At 70.8% G+C, this 22783-nt stretch carries 19 protein-coding genes, 1 tRNA gene and 1 pseudogene; 6 read left to right on the forward strand and 15 right to left on the reverse strand.

What is annotated here, in order from left to right; all coding sequences use genetic code 11:
* The first annotated feature begins 83 nt into the window (after positions 1-83).
* The 6 genes from VA596_RS18180 (at position 84) to VA596_RS18205 (ending at position 6101) form a co-directional block, all read left to right on the forward strand.
* Complete coding sequence (locus VA596_RS18180) at positions 84-1262, forward strand: alginate lyase family protein (RefSeq protein WP_323328624.1); 1179 nt, start codon at positions 84-86, stop codon at positions 1260-1262.
* A gap of 137 nt (positions 1263-1399) precedes the next feature.
* A tRNA-Pro gene (locus VA596_RS18185) sits at positions 1400-1473 on the forward strand.
* Between the two features lie 594 nt (positions 1474-2067).
* A complete protein-coding gene (locus VA596_RS18190) occupies positions 2068-3138 on the forward strand; it encodes a toll/interleukin-1 receptor domain-containing protein (protein WP_323328626.1) in 1071 nt (356 codons plus the stop codon).
* Positions 3139-4036: 898 nt separating this feature from the next.
* Positions 4037-4714, forward strand: a complete 678-nt coding sequence (locus VA596_RS18195) for a sensor histidine kinase (RefSeq protein ID WP_323328628.1) — start codon at positions 4037-4039, stop codon at positions 4712-4714.
* 4 nt (positions 4715-4718) lie between these two features.
* Positions 4719-5369, forward strand: coding sequence for a response regulator transcription factor (locus VA596_RS18200; protein ID WP_323328630.1), 651 nt, complete (start codon positions 4719-4721; stop codon positions 5367-5369).
* Positions 5370-5474: 105 nt separating this feature from the next.
* Positions 5475-6101 carry a response regulator transcription factor gene (locus VA596_RS18205; RefSeq protein WP_323328633.1) on the forward strand — a complete coding sequence of 209 codons (627 nt, stop codon included), beginning with the start codon at positions 5475-5477 and terminating at the stop codon, positions 6099-6101.
* Between the two features lie 6 nt (positions 6102-6107).
* On the opposite strand, the gene VA596_RS18210 is transcribed toward VA596_RS18205, so the two are convergent.
* From VA596_RS18210 to VA596_RS18280, 15 genes and pseudogenes are all read right to left on the reverse strand, one after another.
* Positions 6108-7415, reverse strand: a complete 1308-nt coding sequence (locus tag VA596_RS18210) for a COG1470 family protein (RefSeq protein ID WP_323328635.1) — start codon at positions 7413-7415, stop codon at positions 6108-6110.
* 99 nt (positions 7416-7514) lie between these two features.
* Positions 7515-11537 carry a VWA domain-containing protein gene (locus tag VA596_RS18215; protein ID WP_323328637.1) on the reverse strand — a complete coding sequence of 1341 codons (4023 nt, stop codon included), beginning with the start codon at positions 11535-11537 and terminating at the stop codon, positions 7515-7517.
* 27 nt (positions 11538-11564) lie between these two features.
* Positions 11565-12542: a zinc ribbon domain-containing protein gene (locus VA596_RS18220; RefSeq protein WP_323328639.1), complete on the reverse strand. Its 978-nt coding sequence runs from the start codon at positions 12540-12542 to the stop codon at positions 11565-11567.
* A 3-nt stretch (positions 12543-12545) separates the two neighbouring features.
* Positions 12546-13085 (reverse strand): phage tail protein, encoded by a 540-nt coding sequence (locus tag VA596_RS18225; RefSeq protein WP_323328641.1) that lies wholly within the window; start codon positions 13083-13085, stop codon positions 12546-12548.
* On the reverse strand, positions 13082-15043 hold the full coding sequence (locus VA596_RS18230; RefSeq protein ID WP_323328643.1) for a putative baseplate assembly protein: 1962 nt from the start codon (positions 15041-15043) through the stop codon (positions 13082-13084). Before VA596_RS18230 ends, VA596_RS18225 begins: the two co-directional genes overlap by 4 nt.
* Positions 15043-15453 (reverse strand): GPW/gp25 family protein, encoded by a 411-nt coding sequence (locus VA596_RS18235; protein WP_323328645.1) that lies wholly within the window; start codon positions 15451-15453, stop codon positions 15043-15045. The genes VA596_RS18230 and VA596_RS18235 overlap by 1 nt, the downstream gene beginning before the upstream one ends.
* Positions 15454-15511: 58 nt before the next feature.
* Positions 15512-15682: pseudogene (locus VA596_RS18240) on the reverse strand (GPW/gp25 family protein); the annotation flags it as partial.
* A gap of 1 nt (position 15683) precedes the next feature.
* Positions 15684-15965, reverse strand: coding sequence for a PAAR domain-containing protein (locus VA596_RS18245; protein WP_323328647.1), 282 nt, complete (start codon positions 15963-15965; stop codon positions 15684-15686).
* A gap of 13 nt (positions 15966-15978) precedes the next feature.
* Positions 15979-17799 (reverse strand): VgrG-related protein, encoded by a 1821-nt coding sequence (locus VA596_RS18250; RefSeq protein WP_323328649.1) that lies wholly within the window; start codon positions 17797-17799, stop codon positions 15979-15981.
* Positions 17792-18556: a CIS tube protein gene (locus VA596_RS18255; RefSeq protein WP_323328651.1), complete on the reverse strand. Its 765-nt coding sequence runs from the start codon at positions 18554-18556 to the stop codon at positions 17792-17794. The genes VA596_RS18250 and VA596_RS18255 overlap by 8 nt, the downstream gene beginning before the upstream one ends.
* A 2-nt stretch (positions 18557-18558) precedes the next feature.
* The gene (locus tag VA596_RS18260) at positions 18559-19005 is read right to left on the reverse strand and encodes a phage tail protein (RefSeq protein ID WP_323328653.1); all 447 of its coding nucleotides are present in this window, start codon (positions 19003-19005) and stop codon (positions 18559-18561) included.
* A gap of 11 nt (positions 19006-19016) precedes the next feature.
* Positions 19017-21707: a hypothetical protein gene (locus VA596_RS18265; RefSeq protein WP_323328655.1), complete on the reverse strand. Its 2691-nt coding sequence runs from the start codon at positions 21705-21707 to the stop codon at positions 19017-19019.
* Positions 21708-21714: 7 nt separating this feature from the next.
* On the reverse strand, positions 21715-21873 hold the full coding sequence (locus tag VA596_RS18270; RefSeq protein WP_003098516.1) for a DUF6760 family protein: 159 nt from the start codon (positions 21871-21873) through the stop codon (positions 21715-21717).
* Complete coding sequence (locus VA596_RS18275) at positions 21870-22322, reverse strand: hypothetical protein (protein WP_323328657.1); 453 nt, start codon at positions 22320-22322, stop codon at positions 21870-21872. The genes VA596_RS18270 and VA596_RS18275 overlap by 4 nt, the downstream gene beginning before the upstream one ends.
* A 4-nt stretch (positions 22323-22326) precedes the next feature.
* Positions 22327-22770 carry a phage tail protein gene (locus VA596_RS18280; protein ID WP_323328659.1) on the reverse strand — a complete coding sequence of 148 codons (444 nt, stop codon included), beginning with the start codon at positions 22768-22770 and terminating at the stop codon, positions 22327-22329.
* Positions 22771-22783 lie beyond the last annotated feature (13 nt).

Consider the following 22783-nt stretch of genomic DNA (forward strand, 5'->3'; position numbering starts at 1 on the left):
CTTGACTGACGGTGGTCTGGACCATAAAACTGTCCAGACAGCGCGCTGGTGATCCACCTCACATCGTCGTCCCGAGGAGAACCATGTCCGCATCCCGCTGGAGGAAAGTCGTCACGCTCGCCGCCGCCGTCCCGCTCGCCCTGGGCCTGATCGCCACCCCGGCCCCCGCGGCCCCGGCCACGTTCACGCACCCCGGCGTGCTGGTCAGCCGCCCGCAGCTGGACTTCGTGAAGGCGCAGGTGAACGCCGGCGCCCAGCCGTGGAAAGCCGCCTACGATCAGGCGAAAGCCAGTGCGTACGCGTCGCTTTCGCGCACCGCGAAGCCGCGTTCGGTCGTCGAATGCGGCCCGTACTCGAACCCGAACAACGGCTGCACCGACGAGCGGGAAGACGCGATCGCGGCGTACACGGACGCCCTGATCTGGTACATCTCGGGTGACGCGCGGTACGCCCAGAAAGCGATTGCCCTGATGGACGCGTGGTCGGCGACGATCACCAACCACACCAACAGCAACGCACCCCTGCAGACGGGCTGGGCTGGCTCGTCCTGGCCCCGCGCGGCGGAGATCATCAAGTACACGTACACGAGCTGGCCGAACTCGGGCCGCTTCGGCACGATGCTGCGCAACGTCTACCTGAACAAAATCATCAACGGCAGCAACAGCAACGGCAACTGGGAACTGTCCATGATGGAGGCCGCGGTCGGCATCTCGGTGTTCCTGGAGGACAAGACGAACTTCGACAAGGCGGTGACCCGCTACCGCAACCGCGTCGCTGCTTATGTATATTTGGCTTCGGACGGCGCTTTGCCGAAGACAGTCCCGGGCAGCGGCCTGTCCACACGCGACCAGATCGTCGGCTACTGGCAGGGCCAGAGCACGTTCGTGGACGGCCTCACCCAGGAAACCTGCCGCGACTTCGTCCACACGGGATACGGCATAGCGGCAATCGCGGACGTCGCGGAAACGCTGCGCATCCAGGGCCAGGACGTGTACGGAACGGACGTCGGCGAGCGCCTGCGCCAGGCCCTGGGCTTCCAGTCGAAGTACGAGCTGGGCACGGCGGTCCCGTCGTGGCTCTGCGGAGGCAGCGTCAACCGCGGCCTGGGCCCGGTGACGGAGGTGGGCTTCAACGCCCTCCACGGCCGCCTGGGCATCGCGATGGCCAACACGCAGACCCTGACGGAGAGCAAGCGACCGGCCGGCACGAACGCCCTGTTCGTCGCGTGGCAGACCCTGACCCACGCGAACAACCCAGCGTGAGCACCCGCCTCGCCCGCCTGACCCTCAACCCACCGGCGTTTGCCGGGTTTCCGCAGGTCAGGCGGGCAAGGCACCCTGGTTACAGGACCGTTTCAGGGGCGCGCTAGAGTACTCACACGCACTGAGAAGTGCGGGTCCGGGCTGTGGCGCAGTTTGGTAGCGCACTTGACTGGGGGTCAAGGGGTCGCAGGTTCGAATCCTGTCAGCCCGACCGGATCAGCCACGTTCACGCAGGTGGACGTGGCTTTTTTCATTCCCGGAGTTCGCCCGGAACAGCGAGAACCCCGAGGCATGCCACATACGTGTCACACGGCCCCAGGGTCTCGGATCAGGCGGCCATCCCTGCCAGCGCGGCGGTACGCCGGACGACGAGTACATCGGCCACCTCATCAAGGCAGCCCTCCGGGGCCGCGCCGCTATCGGCCCGCACGCGCGGGGCTCGCCTCCGACACCCGCGCGACCGGCCGGCGGCTGCACCGGGGCCGCAGCTCAAGAAGGAGAGAATGTCCTCACCGGACGGGCAGGTCTCCGAGATGGCCGGTCGAGCGCGACGGTCACGTCCGTGTGCGGCCAACCGGCATCTCGACGACTTCCCGGAGAGCTATCACGCCGCGTCAAGGGGGCAAGCGTGCAGTCAAGCGGCGGTCGGGCGTACAACGCCCCCTTGACGCAGCGTGATTGAGCTGTGCCGTGTCGACGAGATACCGAAAGGCTGCCACTTCATTTCCATAACTTTTTTACCAACTACGTCACACCTTACCGTCTCACTCCGACCCACGATCAACGATCACCGGCGGGAGACGACGTGACTGAAGTCAAGGACTACGAATATGACATTGCAGTTTCATTTGCAGGAGAAGACCGAGAATACGTACGCAATGTAGTCCGCGAACTCCAAAAATTCAAAATAAGCGTGTTCTACGACGAGGACAACGCCTCCACCATGTGGGGCGAAAATCTTGTCGATTTCCTCCAAGAAGTCTACGGTCGCCGGGCGCAATACGCGGTTCTTTTTATTTCTCGGCACTATATCGAGAAGAAGTGGACCAAACACGAACGGCAGACCGCGCAAGATCGAGCACTCCAGCAGAGCTCGCCCTACATTCTTCCAGTTCGACTCGACGACTCGGAACTGCCTGGACTACACAGCACCATAGGGTACCTGAACGCAGCCTCAGTTGGCCTTGAAGGCGTGGTTGACGCGATCAAAAAGAAGTTGGGAGAGAAGCGCACACCAGCCGCACCTAGGTTCGACGGCCGCACCCCTCGAACCTCACAAGCCATCAGCACGCTCCTCGCCGAACGCCCATCAGGCTGGGAAGTCCTCCTCTTCGCCGGAGTACTTCGCCAAGGAATTGACGCTCTTGAGATGCAGTATCACGATCACATCGTGGAGTACGCACCACGGAGCGGCTCGCTATTAGACGACCATGACGCACTTCGATTAATGCGAGCGAGCTTCACCTCAGTCCAAGGAACCGTTGAGGTGATCCCAAGACTCTTCGCCCCCAATGTTCAGACCGCCGCATTTGGCAAGCTCGGCGAGCCAGGGGACCCTGACCGAATTATTCACATCGCAAACAGACTAATTGGCACCTACGATGATTTGATGAAGTGGGCCGCCAACCTGCGCGGCTCGGGAGTTGACAACGAGAAGCTCGGAAAGCTTATGCAGATCGAAGCAAAGATGAGCGACATGCCAATTGACACGATTCGGCAATTTGTCAACGTTCTTGTCTCCCGCGCCGATAGCCTCACAGAGAAACTCGCCAGAGAGGAAGAAGTTGACATCACCCTTCACCTGACGATCGACATAGACCCCGAAATTTCGGATGAATTCCATCGATTGCTAGCAGAGTACGGTGCCGAAATCTAGCCCGCAAGCCTCACACACACTCCTTGGCAGACTGTGAGCCAAAATGATCATCAACAGCCAGTGTCGATCAAGATCACATTCTAAAGCTGTAGCGGCAGGCGCAGAGGTGGCCGGCAGCCCTCGGCCTGCATGCCACATCCGCGCCACACCGGACTACTGAAGTAACAACCCGATTAGCAACATTGACGACACACACCTGCCCAGGTCAGCGCACGTTTCAATGCCCGGGTCACCGGTCTGGCAACTGCCGAATTAACGCAAGGGGGTCGCCGGTTCGAATCCTGCCAGCCCGACACACAAGCTACGTTCACGCAGATGGACGCGGCTTTCGTCATTTCAATGGTCGCTTCGGACATTGAGACCCCCTGAGGCATGTCACGCGGCACACGCCCCTCAGATTCTCCGATCAAACGGCCACAGGCGAATCACGTTCACAAGCCCTGCATGCACCACCTAATTCGACCGTCTGATGGCGCGAATGAAGCTCCCATTAATCAGACCCGCGACACCATTCCGAAATACAAGACAGAATCGATTTCGGGAGCAGCAAACCCATCCGAGCGACGACAACACCCTCCCAGGCCACGATCCCCGGGCCCCATGAAGCCGTCGGACTTCGACCGGTTGACGGCTGAGTTCGTGAATCGTTCCTAAACCTCAGCCAGCAGACGGAGTACCCGGACGGCCTCGGGATCCGCTACGTTACGGGCACTTTCGCATCGGAATCACACCGTGACCTCAACCGGGTGTCTGGGATGAAACGCCGCGGGAGGATACGGCGACTAGTACAGCGGGTGACCATCCCGCTACGGGAAACGGACCAGCCGGTTGGACCACCCGCGCGAGAGCTGTTCCTCGTTTCGGTGGGGACCAGACCATGCTGCCGGACGGGGGGAAGATGCGCCGGACATTCGTCGTCGCCGACGTTGTTCGTCCTGCCGGGTACGAAGACCGGCTCAGGAGAGTCCTCAACGACCTGCACGACGGGCTCGGGCCGACGCTCGCGGTCGCCGTGCTCGGGCTGCGGGCGGCCCGCGACCTGATCGCCCGGGACCGGGAGCGCGCCGAGCTCCTCCTGGCCCGGCTCGAAGACGAACTTTTCGGCGCGATCACCGACCTGCGGCGGATCGTGGCCGACGCGCGCCCTCCGGCGCTCGACGACACCGGGCTCGTCCTGGCCGTGCGCCGGTACGCCGAGACCCTCACCGACCGGGTGCCCGCCGAGCACGGGCCGCTGCGGGTCGAGGTCGAGGTCCGCGGCGAGCTGCCGCCGCTGTCGGCGGAGGTCGAGGTCACCGCGTACCGGATCATCCGCGAGGCACTGGTGAACGTGGCCCGCCACTCCGGGGCCCGGCACTGCACCGTCCACCTTTGGCCACGCGACGGCGATCTGCACGTCGAAATCGTCGACGACGGAGTGGGCACGGACGGGGAAGCGCTTCCCGCGGTCGGCGGGACCGGACTGCGGTCGATGCGGGAACGCGCCGGCGACCTCGGCGGTGGCTGCCGGGTCGAGCCGGTTCCCTCCGGGGGCACCCGGATCGCCGCCTGGCTCCCGCTCGCCAGCAGGGAGTGAGCCGGTGTTCGGGACCCTGCGCGTCCTCGTGGTGGACGACCATCCCGTGCTGCGGGCGGCACTCTGCGCGATGGTCGACGGCACCGAGGGCATGGAGGTCGCCGGTGAGGCCGCCGACGGCCTGACCGCGGTCGCCGACGCGGGCCGGCTGGAACCCGACGTCGTCCTGATGGACCTGAACCTCCCCGGCCTCGACGGCGTCGAGGCGACACGGCGGATCGTGCACGCCAGCCCGCACACCGCCGTGCTCATGCTGACCATGTTCGAGAACGAGGCCGCCGTGTTCGCCGCCATGCGCGCGGGCGCCCGCGGCTACCTGCTCAAGGGGGCGCGCAACGAGCAGATCATCCGCGCGATCCGGGTGATCGGCGACGGCGAGGCCATCTTCAGCCCGGCGATCGCCACCCGGGTGCTGTCCCTGCTGGGCGCAGCGACCCCGCGCGACGAGTCGTTCCCGCAACTCACCCTGCGAGAGAAGGAGATCATGCTGCTCATCGCCCGCGGTATGGGCAACGCGTCGATCGCCGATCAGCTGGTGCTGAGCCCGAAGACCGTGCGCAACCACGTGTCCCACATCTTCCGCAAGCTCCGCGTCACCGACCGCGCCCAGGCCATCGCCAAGGCCAAGGAGGCGGGCATTGCCCGATCGGAGTAGCGAAATGCGGGACAGATCGGGACTCCCTGTCCCTGTTCGGCGAGCCCCCGGAGCACGATCCTTGATCCGGAGGGAACTGACGTCGTTCGCGGGAGGGGCTTCACGATGATCACCGACCAGGTCCGGGTTCTGTTGCACGCCACCGACACCATCACCCACACGGGTGTCACCGCCGCCCTGCGATCACGTCCCGAAATCTGCTTCGCGGACGGGGACTCCGGCGAGCCCGCCGTGATGCTGGTCATCGTGGAGCGGCTGAACGACGACGCCCGTCAGCTGCTGCGCAGCCTCCAGTGCGCCAAACACGCGGGCATCGTCCTGGTCGCCGGCGAGGTCGAGGACTCGGAACTGCTCGACGTCGTGGGCAACGGCGTGTCGGCGATCATCCGCCGGGCCGACGCCACGCCCGACACCCTCGTCCGGCTCGTCAAGGCCGCGGCCGCCGGCGAAGGCGCGCTGCCGCCCGACCTCCTCGGCCGCCTGCTGTCCCGGGTGTCGCGGTTGCAACGGGACGTCCTTCAGCCGAACGGGTGGGATCTCGCCGGGATGTCCCAGCGGGAGACCCGGGTGCTGAAACTGGTCGCCGACGGGTTCGAGACCAAGGAGATCGCCGACGAGCTGAGCTACTCCGAGCGGACGGTCAAGTCGATCCTGCACGACATCACCAACCGCTTCCAGCTCCGCAACCGCGCCCACGCGGTCGCGTTCGCCATGCGGGAAGGGCTGATCTAGCACGGTCTACTCGACCCGGCCGGAGAAGGAGACCGACGGGGTGCAGTGGCCGCGATCCGCCGGGTTCTGGCAGCTGACCGCGAGCACGATCTTCTCCCCCGGCTGGAACCGCCAGGGCTGCAGCCAGTGGTGGTCGAGGTCGCGGAAGTTCGCGAGACCGACCTCCAGCAGGACGCTCTTCGTGCCACCGGAATCCCGCAGCAGGCGCAGGGTTCCGGTGTCACCGCGCGGGTTCTGCAGGACCAGGTCGGTGACCACCAGCGTCTTGCTCTCGTCCGGCAGGGTGTAGGGGAACTCGGCGAACCGGTCGACGTTCGAGTCGGGCTTCGCGTCCGCGGCCACCCGGAAGTCCGTCGGCGTCCCGTCGGCGGCCGCCTTCACGGTGCTCGCGGGACCGGCTCCGGCACCGTTGTCGCCCGGCGGGGTCAGGCCGACGGCCTTCATCGCCTGCTCGGAGTTCTGCTTGGCCTGGTCCGCGTTCTTCTTCGCCTGGTCGGCCCCGGTTCCGGCGTCCTGCGCGGCCTTCACGACCTCCTGGTTCTGTTCCTGGGCGGCTTCGCGAGCGGCCGACTTCACGGCGGGCCGCAGCACGGTGAACCACAGCGTCACGAGGGCGAGCAGGAGCACGAGCAGCGCGGCGAGCGCGGGCAGCAGCCACTTCGGGAGCCGCTGCCGCTGCACCATGGTGCCTTCGGTCTTGAGCGGCTCGGCGTCCTCGACGGTGACGAACACCTGGAAGCGGTGCCGGACGGGCTGCCCGCGCAGAAAGCGCTTCCGCGGCCGGACGCGCATCCGGATGAACGCGGCCCGGCCCGGCGCCAGCTCGACCCGGTTGCGCTCGAGCTGGAAGTCCAGCTCGTCCTCCGGGTCGAGCGGGCTCAGGTCCACCGCCACCGGCCGGTTGCCGCGGTTGTCGACGGCGACCTCGAAGTCGGCCTTGGATGCGGCCTCCACCTTGGCCGGGACGATCTCGGCGGTCACGTCGGTGAAGGCACCGAGCCGGACCGTGCCCTCCTCGACGACCGAACCGGCGGGGTCCTCGCTCGAGAACACCCTGACCCCGAACGGGATCAGGCCGGCGGGGACGTCGGAGGTCCGCGGCGGCGCGAACCGCACGGTGACGGTTCCCGTCTCCCCCGGCATCAGGTTGACCGTCGCGGGTTCCGCGATGGCCCAGCCACTCGCGTCGCCCACGACGTCGATCGCGAACTGGTCGACGACCTGCCCGGCGTTCCGGACGGTCACCGAGCAGCTCGTCTCCTGGCCCGGTTCCGCGACCAGGCCGGCCTCGGACAGCGTCGCCGTTGCTCCCATGCACCGAGTCTCCGCGCCCGGTCCCCGCTCCGGCACCGGCGGACGGGTGTGCGGCCGTGCGCCGTGCGTTGCCCCTACGGGCAGTGCACGGCGGAAGCCTCAGCCGCGGGTGACGAACGGGGGCTGTTCGGTGCGGAGGACCACCAGGATCGGGTTCGACCGGGCCGTCCCGAACTTCGGCCCGATCACCGAGTCCACGGCCAGCGTCCGCGGCCCGATCAGGTCGTGGTGGAAGATCAGGAACTGCGCTTGGAACGTCCCGTCCGCGCCCACGGTGACCAGCCCCGGTGTCGCCGAGATGCCGGCCGACCAGGCCAGCCGGACCGTTGCGCCCGGCGGGAAGGCGCTGCCCGTCACGCGCGGCACGAAGCCCAGGGCGCCGATGTCCGGATCGACCCGCACCACGGGCTGGCGGATCACCACCCGCGAACTCGCTGTGTCGTCCGCGGTGTCGGTGTCCGGTCCGCTCGTGCTGACCGTGCCGGACACCGGCGTGTCCGCCGCGGCCTTGGCCGCCAGCGAGATCCGCGTCTCGACGGTCTGGCCGGGCGCCAGCGTCCCCAGCGCGCAGCTGCCACCGCCGGGCACGCACCCCGGCGCCACCGACGTCGCGGGCAGCTGCGGCGGCAGCTGGGTGACCAGGCGGACGTCCGGCATCGGTGCCCCGGAACCGTTGTGCACCAGGAACGTCAGCACGACGTCGTCACCGCCGGCGAACAGCGGTACCGCCGACACCGACAGCCCCACCGACAACGACCCCGGCGTGACCGGTGGCGCCGGCTTCTCGGCGACGACGACCACCGCCGCGGCGGAGTTGTCCCGCGCGTCGGCGTCCTGGCCTCCCGTGGTGACCGTGCCGGTCGCGGCCTGTGGCCCGGCCACCAGGCCGGTGGCGCTGAACCGCACCCGCGCCTGGTCGCCCGGCGCGAGCGTGCCGAAGGTGCAGACCAGCTCCGGCGTGCACGCGCCCTTGGTGGTGATCGGGGCCTGCGGCCGCAGGCCGGCCGTCAGCCGGACGAACAGCCCGGCCCCGGGCGAGGCGGCGGCACCGTGGTTGGTGACCACGAATTCGAACGTCGTGAGTCCCTCGAACGGGATTTGGGCCGGGACGGCGGTGGCGGTCACGGCGACGTCCGCGATCCGCTGGAACGCCGGTTGCGAAGCTCCGCCAGGGCCGGCGATCAGGAGTGCGGGCGCGCCGCCGGCCGCGGGCACGACCTGGATGCTCGGCCGGGATTCCCCGGGCGAGCTGTCGAAGGCGACCAGCCCGCCGTCCGGCGACCAGGCCGGGTGGTCGACGAATCCGGCGTCCTGCACGAGAACCCGGCCCGGGCCACCGTCAGCCGCCGCCGCGCAGATCAGCCTGTTGCCCGCCGAGAACGCGAGCGTCGCGCCGTCCGGCGCAACGTCGGCCGAGTCCTGTCCACCGGCGCCGCAAGGCGTTCCGAACAGCGGCGAGAGGTCCCGCTGGGTCCCCGTGACGACGGTGTCCGGCCCCGGGCCGATCGCGACCTGCCACAGCTCCTGCCGGAACTCCCCGCCCGGGTCGACCGCCATCACCGCGGTCTCGGTCGCGGTGCCGTTCGCCCCGGTCGCCGTGCACGTCACCGTGGTCGCCCCGACCGGGAACAGGCTGCCGGAGGACGGGGTGCAGAACGGGGTGACCGTGGTTTCCCGGTCGGTGTCGATCGCGGTCGCGGGGTACTCGATCACCGTCGGCGCGGTCCCGGGCACCGTCTTGTCGTGCACCGTGATCAACGGCAGCCGGGGATCCTTGACGCGCACGGTGAGGTCCTCGGTGTAGCCCGGCCGCACCGCGGGCTCGCCGTCGAGCCGGAACTCGATCCGGCAGTGCAGGAAAGCGCCGAGCGGCGCGGTCGGTCCCACGGTCGCGGTCTCGGCGAACCGCGCGGGCGTGCCGCCGGGCACCTGCTGGATCCCTTCGGGCGTGAAGGAAAGCGTCACGCCGGGGTCGCACGACGGCACCGGCTGCACCTTCACCGGCAGGTCGCCGATGGCCTTGGTGATCGCGGCGCTGATCTGGTCCGGCGCCGAGTTCGCCAGGACGCCGTCGGTCGCGCCGACCACCTGGGTCGCCTGGTGGTCCGGGCTGCTGTCCAGGCCGCCGCCACCGCCCGCGGCGGACACGCCGATGACCCGGATGCCCTTGTCCTGCAGGTCCTTGATCGCGCCGGCGAGCGAGACGCCCTTCGTGTGGTCCTCGGAGTTCCCGCTCGGGTCGTGGCTGGGCGCGTCGCCGACCAGCACGACGATCTTGCTGCTGTCGGGCCGGAAGCCGATGGCCCCGGTGGCCACGCGGTCCAGGGCGTAGATCCAGTCCTCCGGGACGTCGATACCGCCGGCGGGCGTGATCTTCTTGAAGGCGTCCGTGATCTTGGCCTGGTCGTTCGTGAGGTCCTGCTGCACCTGGAACAGGCGCCCGTTCGGGTTGTTGACGTCGGCCGGGTCGTCGCGGTCGCCGAACGCCGCCGCGGCGAACTGCGCCAGCGGCTGCTGCGTGGTGATCGTCCCCATGACCTGCGTCAGGTTCGCCTGCATGTCGCCCAGCGCCGTGCCCATCGAGCTGGTCTGGTCCATCAGCAGGACGATGTCGGGCTTGGCCGGGATCTTGTCCGTCTGGACGGTCTTGTCGATCGACGCCGACGTGCCGCGCCCGACCGGGATGTCGGCCACCGCCGGGTCCACTCTGGACGGTCCCGGCGGGGCGGCCCTCGTGGCCGCGCGGGTCAGCGTGATCTTCGTGCCGTCGGCGGACCACACCGGCTGCGAGTCGTCGCCCCGGAGATACGGCGGTACCGGGACGTCACCGAGGACCCGGCCGTCCGCGACCCGCGCGATCCGCACGGAGTCCTGCCTGCTCTCGCCCGGGAACGTCGTGGTGGTGAACGCGATCATCGTCGCGTCCGGCGACCACGCCGGATGCCCCTCCCGCTCGCCCTCCGAGGCACCGGTCAACGCCCGCGGCGCGCCGCCGTCGGCGTTCGCGACCATGATCCGGGCCTCCGCGGACTCGCCGGGCGCGAACTCCGTGTAGGCCAGCTGCGTGCCGTCCGGAGAGAACGCCGGGTCGGCTTCGTCGGCGTCCGGGCGGTGGGTGAGGTCCCGGCGGTCGCCGCCGGCCGCGTCGGAGCTCCAGATGTCCGTGGTGTCACCCGATCGCAGCTCGGTGAACACCGGCTGCCCGTCGGCGCGGAAGGTCGGCTCGGTCTCACCGGTGCCGGGCACCGCCGAGATGACCGACACCCGGCCACCGGAGATCTGCTCGACGTCGCCGAGCGGGTCCGCCGCGTGCGTCGCGAACGCCAGCCGGGTGCCGTCGGCCGACCAGGCGGGCTCGGAGGAGTCACCGGGGTCGGGGACCGCGCGGGTCACCGCGCCCCCGGTTTCCGCCATCAGGACCACGTCACCGGCCGGGTGGAAGCGCGTGGTGGTGAAGGCGATCCGCGCCGGGCCCCACGCGGGCTGGGTGTCCGCGGCCGGGTCGGCGGTCAGGCGGGACGGCCGGCCGCCGGCGGCCGGGACCGTGTAGATGTCCCCGGCCGGGTCGTCGCGGGTGCTGCCGAACGCGAGCCGGGTGCCGTCGGGCGACCAGGCGGGCCAGTCGTCGGCGGCCGGGCCGGACGTCACCTGGCGCAGGCCACGCCCGTCCACGCCGATCACGAACAGGTTCCTGCTGCCGGTGCGGTCCGAGGCGAACGCGACCGACCGGCCGTCCGGGGAAAGAGCCGGATGGACGTCGGCGGTCTCGTCGGCGGTCAGCCGCACCGGGGTCCGCGCACCGTCGGCGAGGAAGTAGAGCTCGCCGTCCCGCTCCGCGCCACCGGCCGTCGCGGCCCGGTGGCTCACCCACACCACGCCCCCGGTGCCCGCGGACGCGTCGGAGTCGACGCTCCCGGCGCCCGCCGGCAGCGCGGCCACCGTGCCGTCCCCGGTCGCCTGGACCAGGCCCGTGGTGGCCGCGCTGACGTAGCCGACGCGGTACGGCACGGCGGGCCCCGGCGGCGGCGCCTGCGCCTCGGTCGGGGAGAACGCCCCGCTGATCGCCCAGCCGCCGAGCAATCCGGCGACCGCGATCCCGGCCACCGCTCGGTTCGCGCGCATGGTCAACCCTTCCCGGACTTCGGTGGCTCAGCCGGCCTCGAACAGCTCGATCTCGGAGATCGCGACCTCCGTGCCGTTGAGCGAGCGGTGCAGCCCGACCACGTGCAGCTCGACGCTGGTCGCGCCGGCGCTGTTCTCGATCGGGACCTTCTGTTCGTCCGGGGTGTCCGCCAGGACGAGGTCGTAGGTCTTGCCGGTGGAGAACACCAGGTGCACCTTCGCCGGCCGGTGGGTCGACTGCAGGTCGGCGGCGTTGCCCGAATGCACGATCGCCTGCCGCAGGTCGACCGCGTGGTCGAAGGTGAACACCAGCGCGGGCTCGGGGGTCACCGGAGCCGACCAGAACGTGTTGGTGGCGTTGTCGCTGACCAGGGTCGCCGGATGGCCGGGCGACTGCGCGTTCGCGGTCACCTTGGTCGGGCGGACCGGGTTCAGCTTGGCCTCGAAGACCCCGGTCACCTGGCCCCACAGCCCGGTCGCCGCGGTGTTGATCGCACCGCGGAACGGCTGGTACAGCGCGTAGACGAGGGCCGAGAGCAGCAGCGCGACCGTGATCGCCCGCCGGATCACCTTGCCGGCCTGGCGGCGCGCGGCCCCGGCCCGCCCGGTCCGGCGGCGGACGCCGTCCTTGCCCGGCCGTTCGCCCGCGTGGTGCTCCTTGGGTTTGCGGCCGAACAACCTGCGCCACCACGACGTCTTCACGACCTGCGACTCGGCCAGCGACTCGCCGCACCGGCTGCAGAAGTTCCGGCTGGGCGCGTTGCCCTTGCCGCACCGGCCGCAGATCAGGTCGCCGGGGCTGAGGACCTCCTCTTCGGCGACCTGCCGCTGCGGCGGCCGGGCCGGCGCGACCGGCTCGGCGGGCTGCACGACCTGCTGGAGGGCGACCGGCTGCCGCGCCACGGCGACCGGCCCGTCGTCGTCCCACTTCAGGTACTGGCCGCATTCGCCACAGAACTCGACGTCGGCGGGACCCTGGTGCCCGCACTCCGCGTAGATGACCATCCGCTACCCCTCCAGCACTTCCACCGTGACCCGCACGTGGGCGGGCACCGCTTCCACGACCGTCGCCGTCAGCCGCCGCACGTCGACCCGGGCCGGGTCGGGCACCCGCACGCGCACCTGCACCCAGGGCGGTCCCGGGTCCGGCAGCGGCGCGCCCGGCTCCGGCGACGCGACGACACCGCCGCTGTCGGTCACCTCGACCGCGCCGCCGGTCAGCAGCCCCACGTGCTCGGCGAGCCCGCGCCGGGTGCCGCGCCACCGGTGCAGCTCCACCGACCGCGTCACCAGCTGCCGCAGCTGCGCCGGGCTCCAGCTCTCGTCGACGCGCAGCGCGACCCAGTGCGCCAGCCAGCCGACGAAGTCCTCGGGCGCCAGCCCCGGGTCGAGGTAGCCGGCGACGTTGTCCAACGTGTACAGAACCGGCGCGAGCACCTCGTCGAGCGCCCCGGTGAAGCCCTGCACGAACCGGTCTTCGGCGTAGACGGCCGGCAGCTGCTCGCCGATCGGGTGCGGGCTCGCCAGCCCGGGGACGCCGGTCCTCATCCGCCGGCCTCCCGGACCCGGACCTGGTGCCCGAACGAGAACGCGAGCGCGTGGGGCGGCAGGTCGAGCCGGTCGACCTGGTCGCCGCGTTCGCGCGTGATCGGGTTCGCGGCGAACAGGCGCACGTCCTCCACCAGCTCGACGCCGGGAAGCCGTTGCAGCACCGCGAAGACCTCGCCCGACTGCACCGGCCGCCCGAACGGCCAGCCGGCCCCGTCCGGACCGCCGCTGAGCGGGTTGAAGTAGTCGTAGAGGGCCTGGGTGGCCCGCGCGCCGAGCGTGCCCGGCGTCGTCCGGCGGCGGGCCCGCAGCCGAGCGACCACTGTTACGCCCTGGTAGAACGGCGGTTCCACGGACACGAGCGCGCCCACGCAGCGCCGTTCGTCGAGGTACCGCTCGATCCGGCCGCGCATGCCCGGATCGAGCGTCAGGGTCGCGAAGGCGAGCTCGCCGGTGTCGGGCACGGCGGGCACGACCAGGACGCGGATCGCCCCGGTCTCGCGGCCGTCCGTGCCGTGCGCCGGGATGCAGCGCACGCGAGCCGCTTCGGGCGCGGCTTCACGGGCGAGCTGTTCGTAGTCCTCCGCGGTGATCGCCCGATCGCGGGTGCGCAGCACGAGCGGGCCGCGCACGGCCGCGTCCCGCACCGACTCGCCGTCCACCCCGCCGGTCGCGGGCCGCCGGTTCACCACGCTGCTGACGAACGGGATCGGATCCCGTTGCACCTCGAGGACCTCGCGGGCGACGTTGCCGCGCCGGCCGCCACCGGAGCGGTATTCGGGCACGCGGATCGCGGCGGCCTTGGCCGGCACCGCGCCGTAGTACCGGACGCCGCCCTCGGGCTGGCGCACCGCGGGGCCGAACGCGATCTCGCCGGCGACGCGGTCGAGCAGCACGTGCCGGTCGTCCGGCCCGGAGTCGGCGAACGACCGCACCTCGGTCCACTGCTGCCAGCCGTCCGGCCCGGAGACCTCGACGACCAGTTCGCCGTCCCCCGCCACGACCGGGCTGCGGCCGAGCGGGAAGCGCTGGCCGGGGGTGCCCGCCGACGTCCCGGCGATCTCGTTGCGGACGACCTCGGCGTGCACCGCGCCGACCGTGCCGCCGATGGTCGAGGCCTCGACCGCGTGCAGGCGCGGCGAACGCTGGTAGAACGGCTGGTTCGGCTGGGCCTCGACCAGGCGGCACCGGATCCAGCCCGCGCGGCCGCGCGCGAGCACCGACATCGTGTGCCCCTCCGGAACGTGCACGACGATGTCCCCGGCCCGGTTGAACGCGCCGGTGCTGTCGCGGTCGACCTCGCACGCCGCCCAGCCGGTGCCGTCCCACGCCTCCCACAGCCACGGCGGGTCGCGCGGGTCGACGCCCTGGCCCTCGACCTCGCAGTCCAGCCGCAGCAGCACCGCGCAGCCGGGCACGGCGTCCGAGAGTCCGAAGTGGACGGCGTCGCCGGGCGCCGGGGTCTCGGAGAAGACCGCGGGGCCACCGCCGACGAGCAGTTCGCCGGTGCGGTCGACCGGCGGCAGGCCGGTGTCGGACGTGCTGGTCGCCAGGTGCGTGAGCGAGCACGGCACGATGTTCAGCGTGCGCTCCACGGTGAACACCACGGGGTCCTCGACCTCGTTGCGCACGCTCGCGACCTGCTTGCCCGCGGAGACGACCACCGGGACGTCCCGGGCGGCCGAGAGCCAGAACGTCACGTCGGCGCGTGCCGCGGCGGGCGGGAACAGGCGTACCCCGATCAGGTCGAGGAAGCGCAGGTAGTGCAGGTCGGGCACCCGGTTGAGCCGGTAGAGCAGCTGGTCGACCATCTGCGCGAACGTCTCGATCAGGGTGACGCCGGGGTCGGAGACGTTGTGGTCCGTCCACTCCGGGCAGTTGCGCTGGACCAGGTACTTGGCTTCGTCGACCAGGTCCTGGAACCGGCGGTCGTCGAGGTTGGGCATCGGCAGGGACATCACGCACCGTCCTCGGGGGACTCGTGCGGCGGGATGACGTAGAACGGGAAGACGAGGTTGCGCGGGTCGTTCGTGCCGCGCAGGGTGTAGCGGATGTCGATCAGCAGGGTCCCCCGGTCGGCCTCGGCGAACCCGACCACGACGTCGGTGAGCGTGATGCGCGGTTCCCAGCGCTCCAGCGAGGTCCTTACCTCGTAGGCGATCTGCCCGGCGGTCGCCGCGTCGGCGGGCGCGAACACCAGGTCGTGCACCGCGCACCCGAACTCGGGGCGCATCGGGCGTTCGCCCGGCGCGGTCGCCAGGATCAGCCGGATGCTCTCGACGACCTCGCGTTCGCCGCCGACCAGCGCGATCGAGCCGGTCGCGTCGGTGTGCACCGGGAACGCCAGCCCCCTGCCGAGGAAGTCCACGTCAGCCTCCGATCATGACGGTCGGGCAGCCCAGCACGATCGGCGCACCACAGGCGGCCAGGTCGTGCACCGCGCACCCGAACTCGGGGCGCATCGGGCGTTCGCCCGGCGCGGTCGCCAGGATCAGCCGGATGCTCTCGACGACCTCGCGTTCGCCGCCGACCAGCGCGATCGAGCCGGTCGCGTCGGTGTGCACCGGGAACGCCAGCCCCCTGCCGAGGAAGTCCACGTCAGCCTCCGATCATGACGGTCGGGCAGCCCAGGACGATCGGCGCACCACAGGCGGCCAGGTCGCCCATGCGCGCCGCGGGCAGGCCGCCGATCAGCACCGTCGGGCAGCCCGGTGGTGCGATCGTGCTGGGCGGGTGCACCGCCGGCGGCGGGAACGAGCAGGTGTGCGGCGTCCCGACGGTGGCGGCGGGCACCCCGCCGATGAGCACGGTCGGCACGCCGGGCCCCGCGATGACGCCCGGGTGCCCGGTCGGGTCGCCGACCCTCGCGGCTGGTGGCATGCGCACTCCCCCGTCAGTTGATCTTGACCACGCCGCCGCGCACGGTGACGACACCGCTCGCGGTCAGCTCCGCCTGGCCCTGGCCCGCGACGGAAACCGTGGCGCCCTCGACCTTCACGCCCGCGGTGCCGTTCAGCTTGAGCTGGCCGGCCGCCTCGATGCCGGCGTCGGTCTGCGACTTCACCGTCACCTTCTGGCCCTCGAGCACCAGCGGCCCGGTCCCGGCATCGATGCTCACGCCGTTCTTCGCCTTGACCGTGACGCTCTTGCCGCTGGTCACCTCGATGACCTGGTTCTTCTGGTCGATCCTGACCACGAACTTCGCGTCGCCGGAGGACAGGACGATCCCGTCGTCCTCGGCGAACTCCAGCTTGTGGCCTTTCCGCGAGACGAAGCCCCGGACGGCGACCTCGCCGCTGTTGCCGTCGACGACGGCCTTGCTGAACGTCGGCGTGGTGTCCTTGGTGTTGTACAGCCCGCCGAGGACGTAGGGCGCCTCGAAGTCGCCGTGTTCGAAACCGGCCAGGACCTCGTCGCCGACCTCGGGCAGCACGAGCGAGCCCCGCCCGGCGCCCGCGCCGGCCTGGACCGTGCGGGCCCACGTGCTGGAGAACTCGGCCGACAGCCACGGGAACTTCAGCTTGACGCGGCCGAGTTTCAGCGGGTCCTTGAGGTCGGTCACCACGGCGGGGACGACACCCGGCCACGACGAGCCCTTCGCGCCGCCCGCCACCAGGCCGTAGAGCGAGCGTTCCTGGCGCCCGGACACCGTGAACTCGGTGGTGTAGCCGACGTCGGCGTTGAAGAGGTGCCGGGTGCTGGTCAGCGTGTACTTGCCCGAGAAGGGCGCGCCGACGCCGGTGAGCGTGACGGGGGTGCCCGCGCGCAGCTTCGGGTTGCCCTTCGCGACCCCGTCGAGTTCGGTGCAGGCACTGCCGAACCGGTCGGCCAGCGCCCGGGCGGTCGCGGCCGCCTCGCCCTGGGTGCGGCGGGGCGAGGCCGCGTCGAGGAACGGCGGGCTGCCGAACTTGCCGGCCAGGGCCACCGGATCCACGCCCGGCACCTCCGTGCCCGCGTTCTTCGGGACGGCGGTGGCGCTGATCTCCTTCTTGTTCTCGTAGTCCCAGCCGTGGACCTGCACCTCGGGCACCTGCTCGGCCGCGGTGACGCTGGCGCGCAGGCTGACCAGCGTCCGGTGGGCCTCGAGCACGAGCGGGTCGGCGGTCGCCTTGGCCGTGGTCGCGGGCGCGCCGGACGGCTTCTCCGGGAGCTCGAAGTTCAGCTTCCCGTCGCGCACGGCGATCTGCGCGCCCACCGCGTCGGCCAGCCGCGACAGGAAGTCCCAGTCGCTGACGTTGTCCTGGCTGAGCTGGGTGTCCGGGCGGCCGCCGAAGCCCTTGACGTCGTCGATCTTCCCGGGCGCGATGTTCGCGCGCTGCGCCACCTTGCGCACGACGTCCGCGATCGTCATGTTCGGGTAGGCCGCGACGCGGCGGCCGCGGAACAGCCGGTGCGCGTGGTCGTACCCGCGGACCTCGGTGAACGTGCCGATCCGGTCGAGGTCGATCGCGACCGCGGTCACCTCGCCCGACAGCAGGTCCTGCGGGCCTTCGGGGTCGGACGTCTGGACCTTCAGCTTGATCTTCGCGCCGACCTTGAACTTGCCCTTGTCCAGCACGACGTGCCCGGAGTCGCGGAAGCGCAGGACGAACGCGTCCGGCAGGTTCCGGCTGTCGTCGACGTAGGCGTGGCCGAGCAGCGTCTTGACGTCGTCGGGAAGCGGGTTGCCCTCGACCTCGACGAGGAGGTTGTTCGCGAAGCTCTCGTTAGCCATCGAGCTCCTCCAGCGCGGGCACCAGGAGCCGCGTGCCGGGCCGCAGCCGCATCGGGTCGTCGATGTCGTTGGCGGCGGCGATCTCGCGCCACCTCCCGGCGTCGCCGTAGGCCCGGAACGCCACCGACGGCAGCGAATCGCCCGCGACGAGCACGTGGGTGTCCCGCGCCGCGAGCGCGCCCGACGTCGGGTTCTGGCCGCTCAGCTCGCCCGCGATCTCCTCCAGGTTCACCGTGCAGACCGCGCGCACCGGCGTGCCCGACGGCGTGAACAGGGTGTACTTCGCGGTGACACTGGCGACGTAGGCGGGGAAACCGGTCATGCCGCCCCACTTGAAGATCACCCACGGCGGCGAACCCTTGCCGTGCTGGCGGCTTTCCTCGGTGGCCACGCAGCAGGTGAACAGCTGCTCGACCTTCTTGACGACGGCGTCGTCCATCTTGTCGGTGGCGTCGAGGAACATCTCCAGGGTGAGCTTGCAGGGATCGGAGCCCTTGAACTCCGGTGCCCCGCTCTTCTTCGCGTTGCGCTGCGGGTCGCGCGCCCACTTGGCGTTCTTGCTGAGCGAGAGCTCCTTGGGGTTGAACTGGAACTTGATCTCGAACAGCTGGGCGCCCGGCTGGCCGGTCCCGCCGGACTGCGGCGGCTTGCGGACGTCCAGCAGGGCGCGCTGCAGGTTGTTCGGCGCCGGTTCGCCGGAGCCGTAGGCGGCCGGGGGCTGCGACCCGGCCGAGGTGAACGTGACGGGCGAGGACATGGCTAGCCCTTCTTCGCCGGGGTGAGGAAACCGTGGTGCGCCAGCTCGAGGGTCTCGGTGGCGACCTTGGGCGAGTCGGGCGAGAGCTGCGGCCCGCTCCAGCGCACCGGGACGACGCCCTCGAGCGCCCAGCTGGCGATCACGGTGCCTTCGAGGGTGCGGGCCTCGATCGTGGCGGTCTTGCGCTCGACCCCGCTCGCCAGGCTGGCGAACCACTTGGTGATCTGCGAGCTGGCCGCGGTGACCGGGCGGGAGAGCTTGATGTTCGAGTACTTGATCCGGGTCGGCAGCTGCCAGACCATGCCGTTGTTGCCGCCCTCCTCCCGCTGCTCCATCACGAACTCGCAGCCCAGCCCGTCGCAGCTGGAGAACGCGCCGAGGTTGCCGAGGTTCTTGTCGTCCAGCTTGACGACGTAGCACACGGCGACGGCCTCATCGGTGTCCGGCATCGGCTTCTCCTTCAGTGCGAGCGGTCGGTGAGCGCACCCCGGCGCTCACGGTCGAGACGGAGTTCGGTCTTCAGCCGGCGCAGCAGCGGGTCGAACAGCTTCTTGACCAGCTCCTCGGTTTCCGGCGGCACGGCGGCGTGGTCCGCCGCCGGTTGCGCGGCCGGCGCGGGTTCGGGCACCGGCTCGCGCTGGACGATCGGGGGGAGGCTGTCTTGGTGGGCCGCCGACTTTGCGTCCACAGTGGATGGTTGGGCGTGGTCCGCGAATCTCGCGACCGGCAGTGGTTCCGCGGCCGGCGTCGTCGGTGCGACCGGCAGTGGCGCGCTTTCGTTGTGGCGCGCCGAATCGGCCGGCGGCAGGATCCTCGGCGCCAGGGCTTCGAGGGTGCGCGCCACCGGGAGCGCCGGGATCCCGGCCGCTCGCGTCACCGGGGCTCCAGATCCTTCGACGGCTCGGGCCACCGGAAGTACCGGTGTCTCGGCCGTGCGCGCCACCGGAAGGGGTAAGCCCTCGACAGCTCGAGCCACCGAGACTGCCGGATTCTCGATCGCCCGGGTGAGGGGAAACGGCAAGCCCTCGACGGTTCGAGCCACGGGGACTGCCGGATTCTCGATCGCCCGGGTAAGGGGAAACGGCAAGCCCTCGACGGCCCGCGCCAGCGCGAGCGTCGGAGTTTCGGCCGCTCGCGCCCCCGGAGGGGGCGGCGCGCCTTCGACGACTCGAGCGACCGGAAGTGCCGGTACCTCGGCTGCTAGCGCCCCCGGAAGGAGCGGCGCGTCATCAACGACTCGTGCCACCGGAAGCGCAGGCACCTCGGCCGCTCGCGCCCCCGGAAGGAGCGGCGCGCCATCGACGACTCGAGCCACCGGAAGTACCGATGCCTCGGCCGCACTTGTCCCGGGGAGTATCGGGGACGCCGCCGGAAGCGCCGAGCCCTCGACGACCCGAGCCACCGGAGGCGCCGGTGCCTCGGCGGCCCGTGTGCTGCGGAGTGCCGGGGACTCGGCCGCGCGCGTCCCCGGAAGCGGCGGCAAGCCCTCGACCGCCCGAGCCACCGGAAGTACCGATGCCTCGGCCGCCGGTATCCCGGAGAGCACCGTGGACTCGGCCGCGCGGGTCACCGGAAGCGGCGAGCCCTCGACAACCCGAGCCACCGGAAGTACCGATGCCTCGACCGCCCGTATCCCGGAGAACACCGGGGACTCGGCCGCGCGGGTCACCAGAAGCGGCGAGCCCTCGACAACCCGAGCCACCGGAAGAGCCGGTGCGTCCGCGGCCCGTGTGCTGCGGAGTGCCGGGGACTCCGCCGCCACTGGAAGCGGCGAGCCCTCGACAGCTCGAGCCACCGGAAGCGCCGGCGTCTCGGCCGCCCGTATCCCGGGGAGCACCGGGGACTCGGCCGCACGCGTCACCGGAAGCGGCGGCAACCCCTCGACCGCTTGAGCCACCGGAAGAGCCGGTACCTCGGCCGCCCGTGTGCTGCGGAGTGCCGGGAGCTCGGCCGCGCGTGTCACCGGAAGCGGCGCACCCTCGACGCCTCCAGCCACCGAGACCGCCGGGTTCTCGATCGCCCGGGTGACAGCAAGCGAGCCCTCGATGGCCCGCGGCATCAGGAGCGCCGGCGGCTCGGCCGGGCGTGGTGCCAGGGCAGGCGAGTCCTCGACGGAACGTGCCACCAGCAGAGGAGGACCTTCGGCGGTCCGGGCCACCGGAAGCGGGGAGGGTTCGACGGCGCCCGTCGGCGAAGACGGCATGGCCTTCGCCACCGGTAAGGACAGCTGCGCCGGTGCCGGGGAAACGCTCGTCGAGCCGCCCGGTGTGCCGGGCGGCTCGGCGGTCCGGATCTCCGGGGTGTCGAGCGGGCGGAAGGTGTTGACCGGCGACGACCGCTCCGGCTCGGGTGCCGATGGCACGACACGCTGGAGCGCCGTCGGTCGCGATACCGGGAGCGGTGCGCCGGCCGTGCTCTCCGCCGGGGCCGGGACGTCGTCGGGCGGCCGGACCGTGGTCTCGACCGCACCGGCCGTCGGAGGAGCCGCGGCGGGCTCCGGCAGGATCGGCGCGCCGAGTCCCAGCCGTCGTGGGGCCGCCTGCTCGATCCGCTGGACGACCGGCAGCGCGGGCCGCGCAGGTTCCACCGGATCGGGCACGGCGACCTCCACGGGGGACGGTTCGGCAATCGCCTGGATCGTCCGCACCGGCGGGACGGCCGTCGCGCCGGCCGACGTCAGCGGCCGCACGACCTCGCCCGGGGCGACGGCAGGCAGCACCAGGGCCGGCATCGGCGGGGCGGCCGGTTCCTCGGACGGCAACGGTTCCGCTTGTTCCAGAACCGGCGTGGCGTCGCGCTGCACCGAGGCACCCCACAGCGGGGACAGCCCGCTCGGCTTGCGCGTCTCACGCTGCACCACCGGCATGACGGGCGCGGGCGTCTCGAGGGCACGGGGCCGGGCGAGGTCACCGATGACCCCGGCGGGTTCGTCGGGACCCACCCGGTGGCCGAGCGGCTCGAGGTAGGCCGGGCTCCGCCAGGACGTCAGCGAAGCACTGAACCGCTGCACCGGGTTGACCAGCGGGTGCTCCTCGACGACGCGCTGGATCGGCGGCACGCTCCGCCAGTGCGCGCGGGTCACCGGCAGCGCGGCCGGGGCCGCCGCCGCGGGTTCCGGGGGCGGGCTCGCCTCCCTCCTGCTCCACCACATTCCAGCGTCACCGTCCCTGGCTCATCCGGGTGTTGATCCGGGCGATCTCGGCGACGTAGGTCAACCGGTCGGGGTGTTCGAGGTCGAGGATGTCGTCGAGCGACCAGTGCAGGTGGTAGGCGACGTACGCGACCTCCTCGTGCAGCCGGTCGGCCGCGTACGTCACGATTCCCCCAGGCGGCCACCAGCGACGTCGACGACGAAGCCGTGGCCGCACTCGGGGCAGGCGACGCCCGCCCTGGTGTGTCCCTCGCTGTTGATCCGGCGGTACATGTCCTGCAGGAACGCCAGGTCCGAGGCGAAGAGGTTCTCGACGACCCCGGCGTGCACGTCGGTGATGTCGCCGATCCGGGTGATGACCCGCGCCAGCAGCACCACCGTGAGGAACGCCGAGTTCTCGCGCACCCGGTCGTCCCGCAGCGGGATCAGCTCGTCCCGCGCGGTGGCCAGCCGCATCACCCCGGAGTGGTGCGCCCGGCCCTCGTCGTCGACGTACCCGCGCGGGAGCTCGAACGCGAACTCCGTCCGCAGCTTCGGCCGTTCCGCCCGGGGCTCCCCCACCGCCGCCGCGGCCGGGGCCTCCTCGGCCGGCGCCGACGCCATCACCCTGCGCATCGGCTCACTCGACTTCCATCTGCTCGTAGGTGATCACGATCTTTTCGGTGAGCACGCTGGTGTCGCCGGCCTTCAGCGAACCGATCTCCAGGCTCTTCGGCCACGCGTTGGTGAGCTTGTAGCGCTTGAGCGCGGTGCCCTCGTAGTCGTAGACGATGATGGCGCCGCCCTTCCGCGCGGACGCCATCTTGCCGAAGTGCGCGTCCTTGACCCACTTCTCGAAACTGTTGTCGTCGGTCAGGCCGCGGGTCAGCGTCACCTCGCCGGCCTTGGGGCGGCCGGGGAGCTTCTTGATGACGTACTTGCCGTCGACGGTGTTCTGCTTGAGCTCGATGACGTCCTGTTCCATCTTGAGGCCGGAGACCTCGGAGATCTGCTTGATCTGGACGCCGTCGATCTCGAGGCCGAAGGAGTGGCCCACCGCCTTGTCAAGATCGGGAAGTGCCATGTCGGAGTCCTTT

Origin of the sequence: Amycolatopsis heterodermiae (assembly GCF_034929455.1) — a bacterium.
Lineage (GTDB): Bacteria > Actinomycetota > Actinomycetes > Mycobacteriales > Pseudonocardiaceae > Amycolatopsis > Amycolatopsis heterodermiae.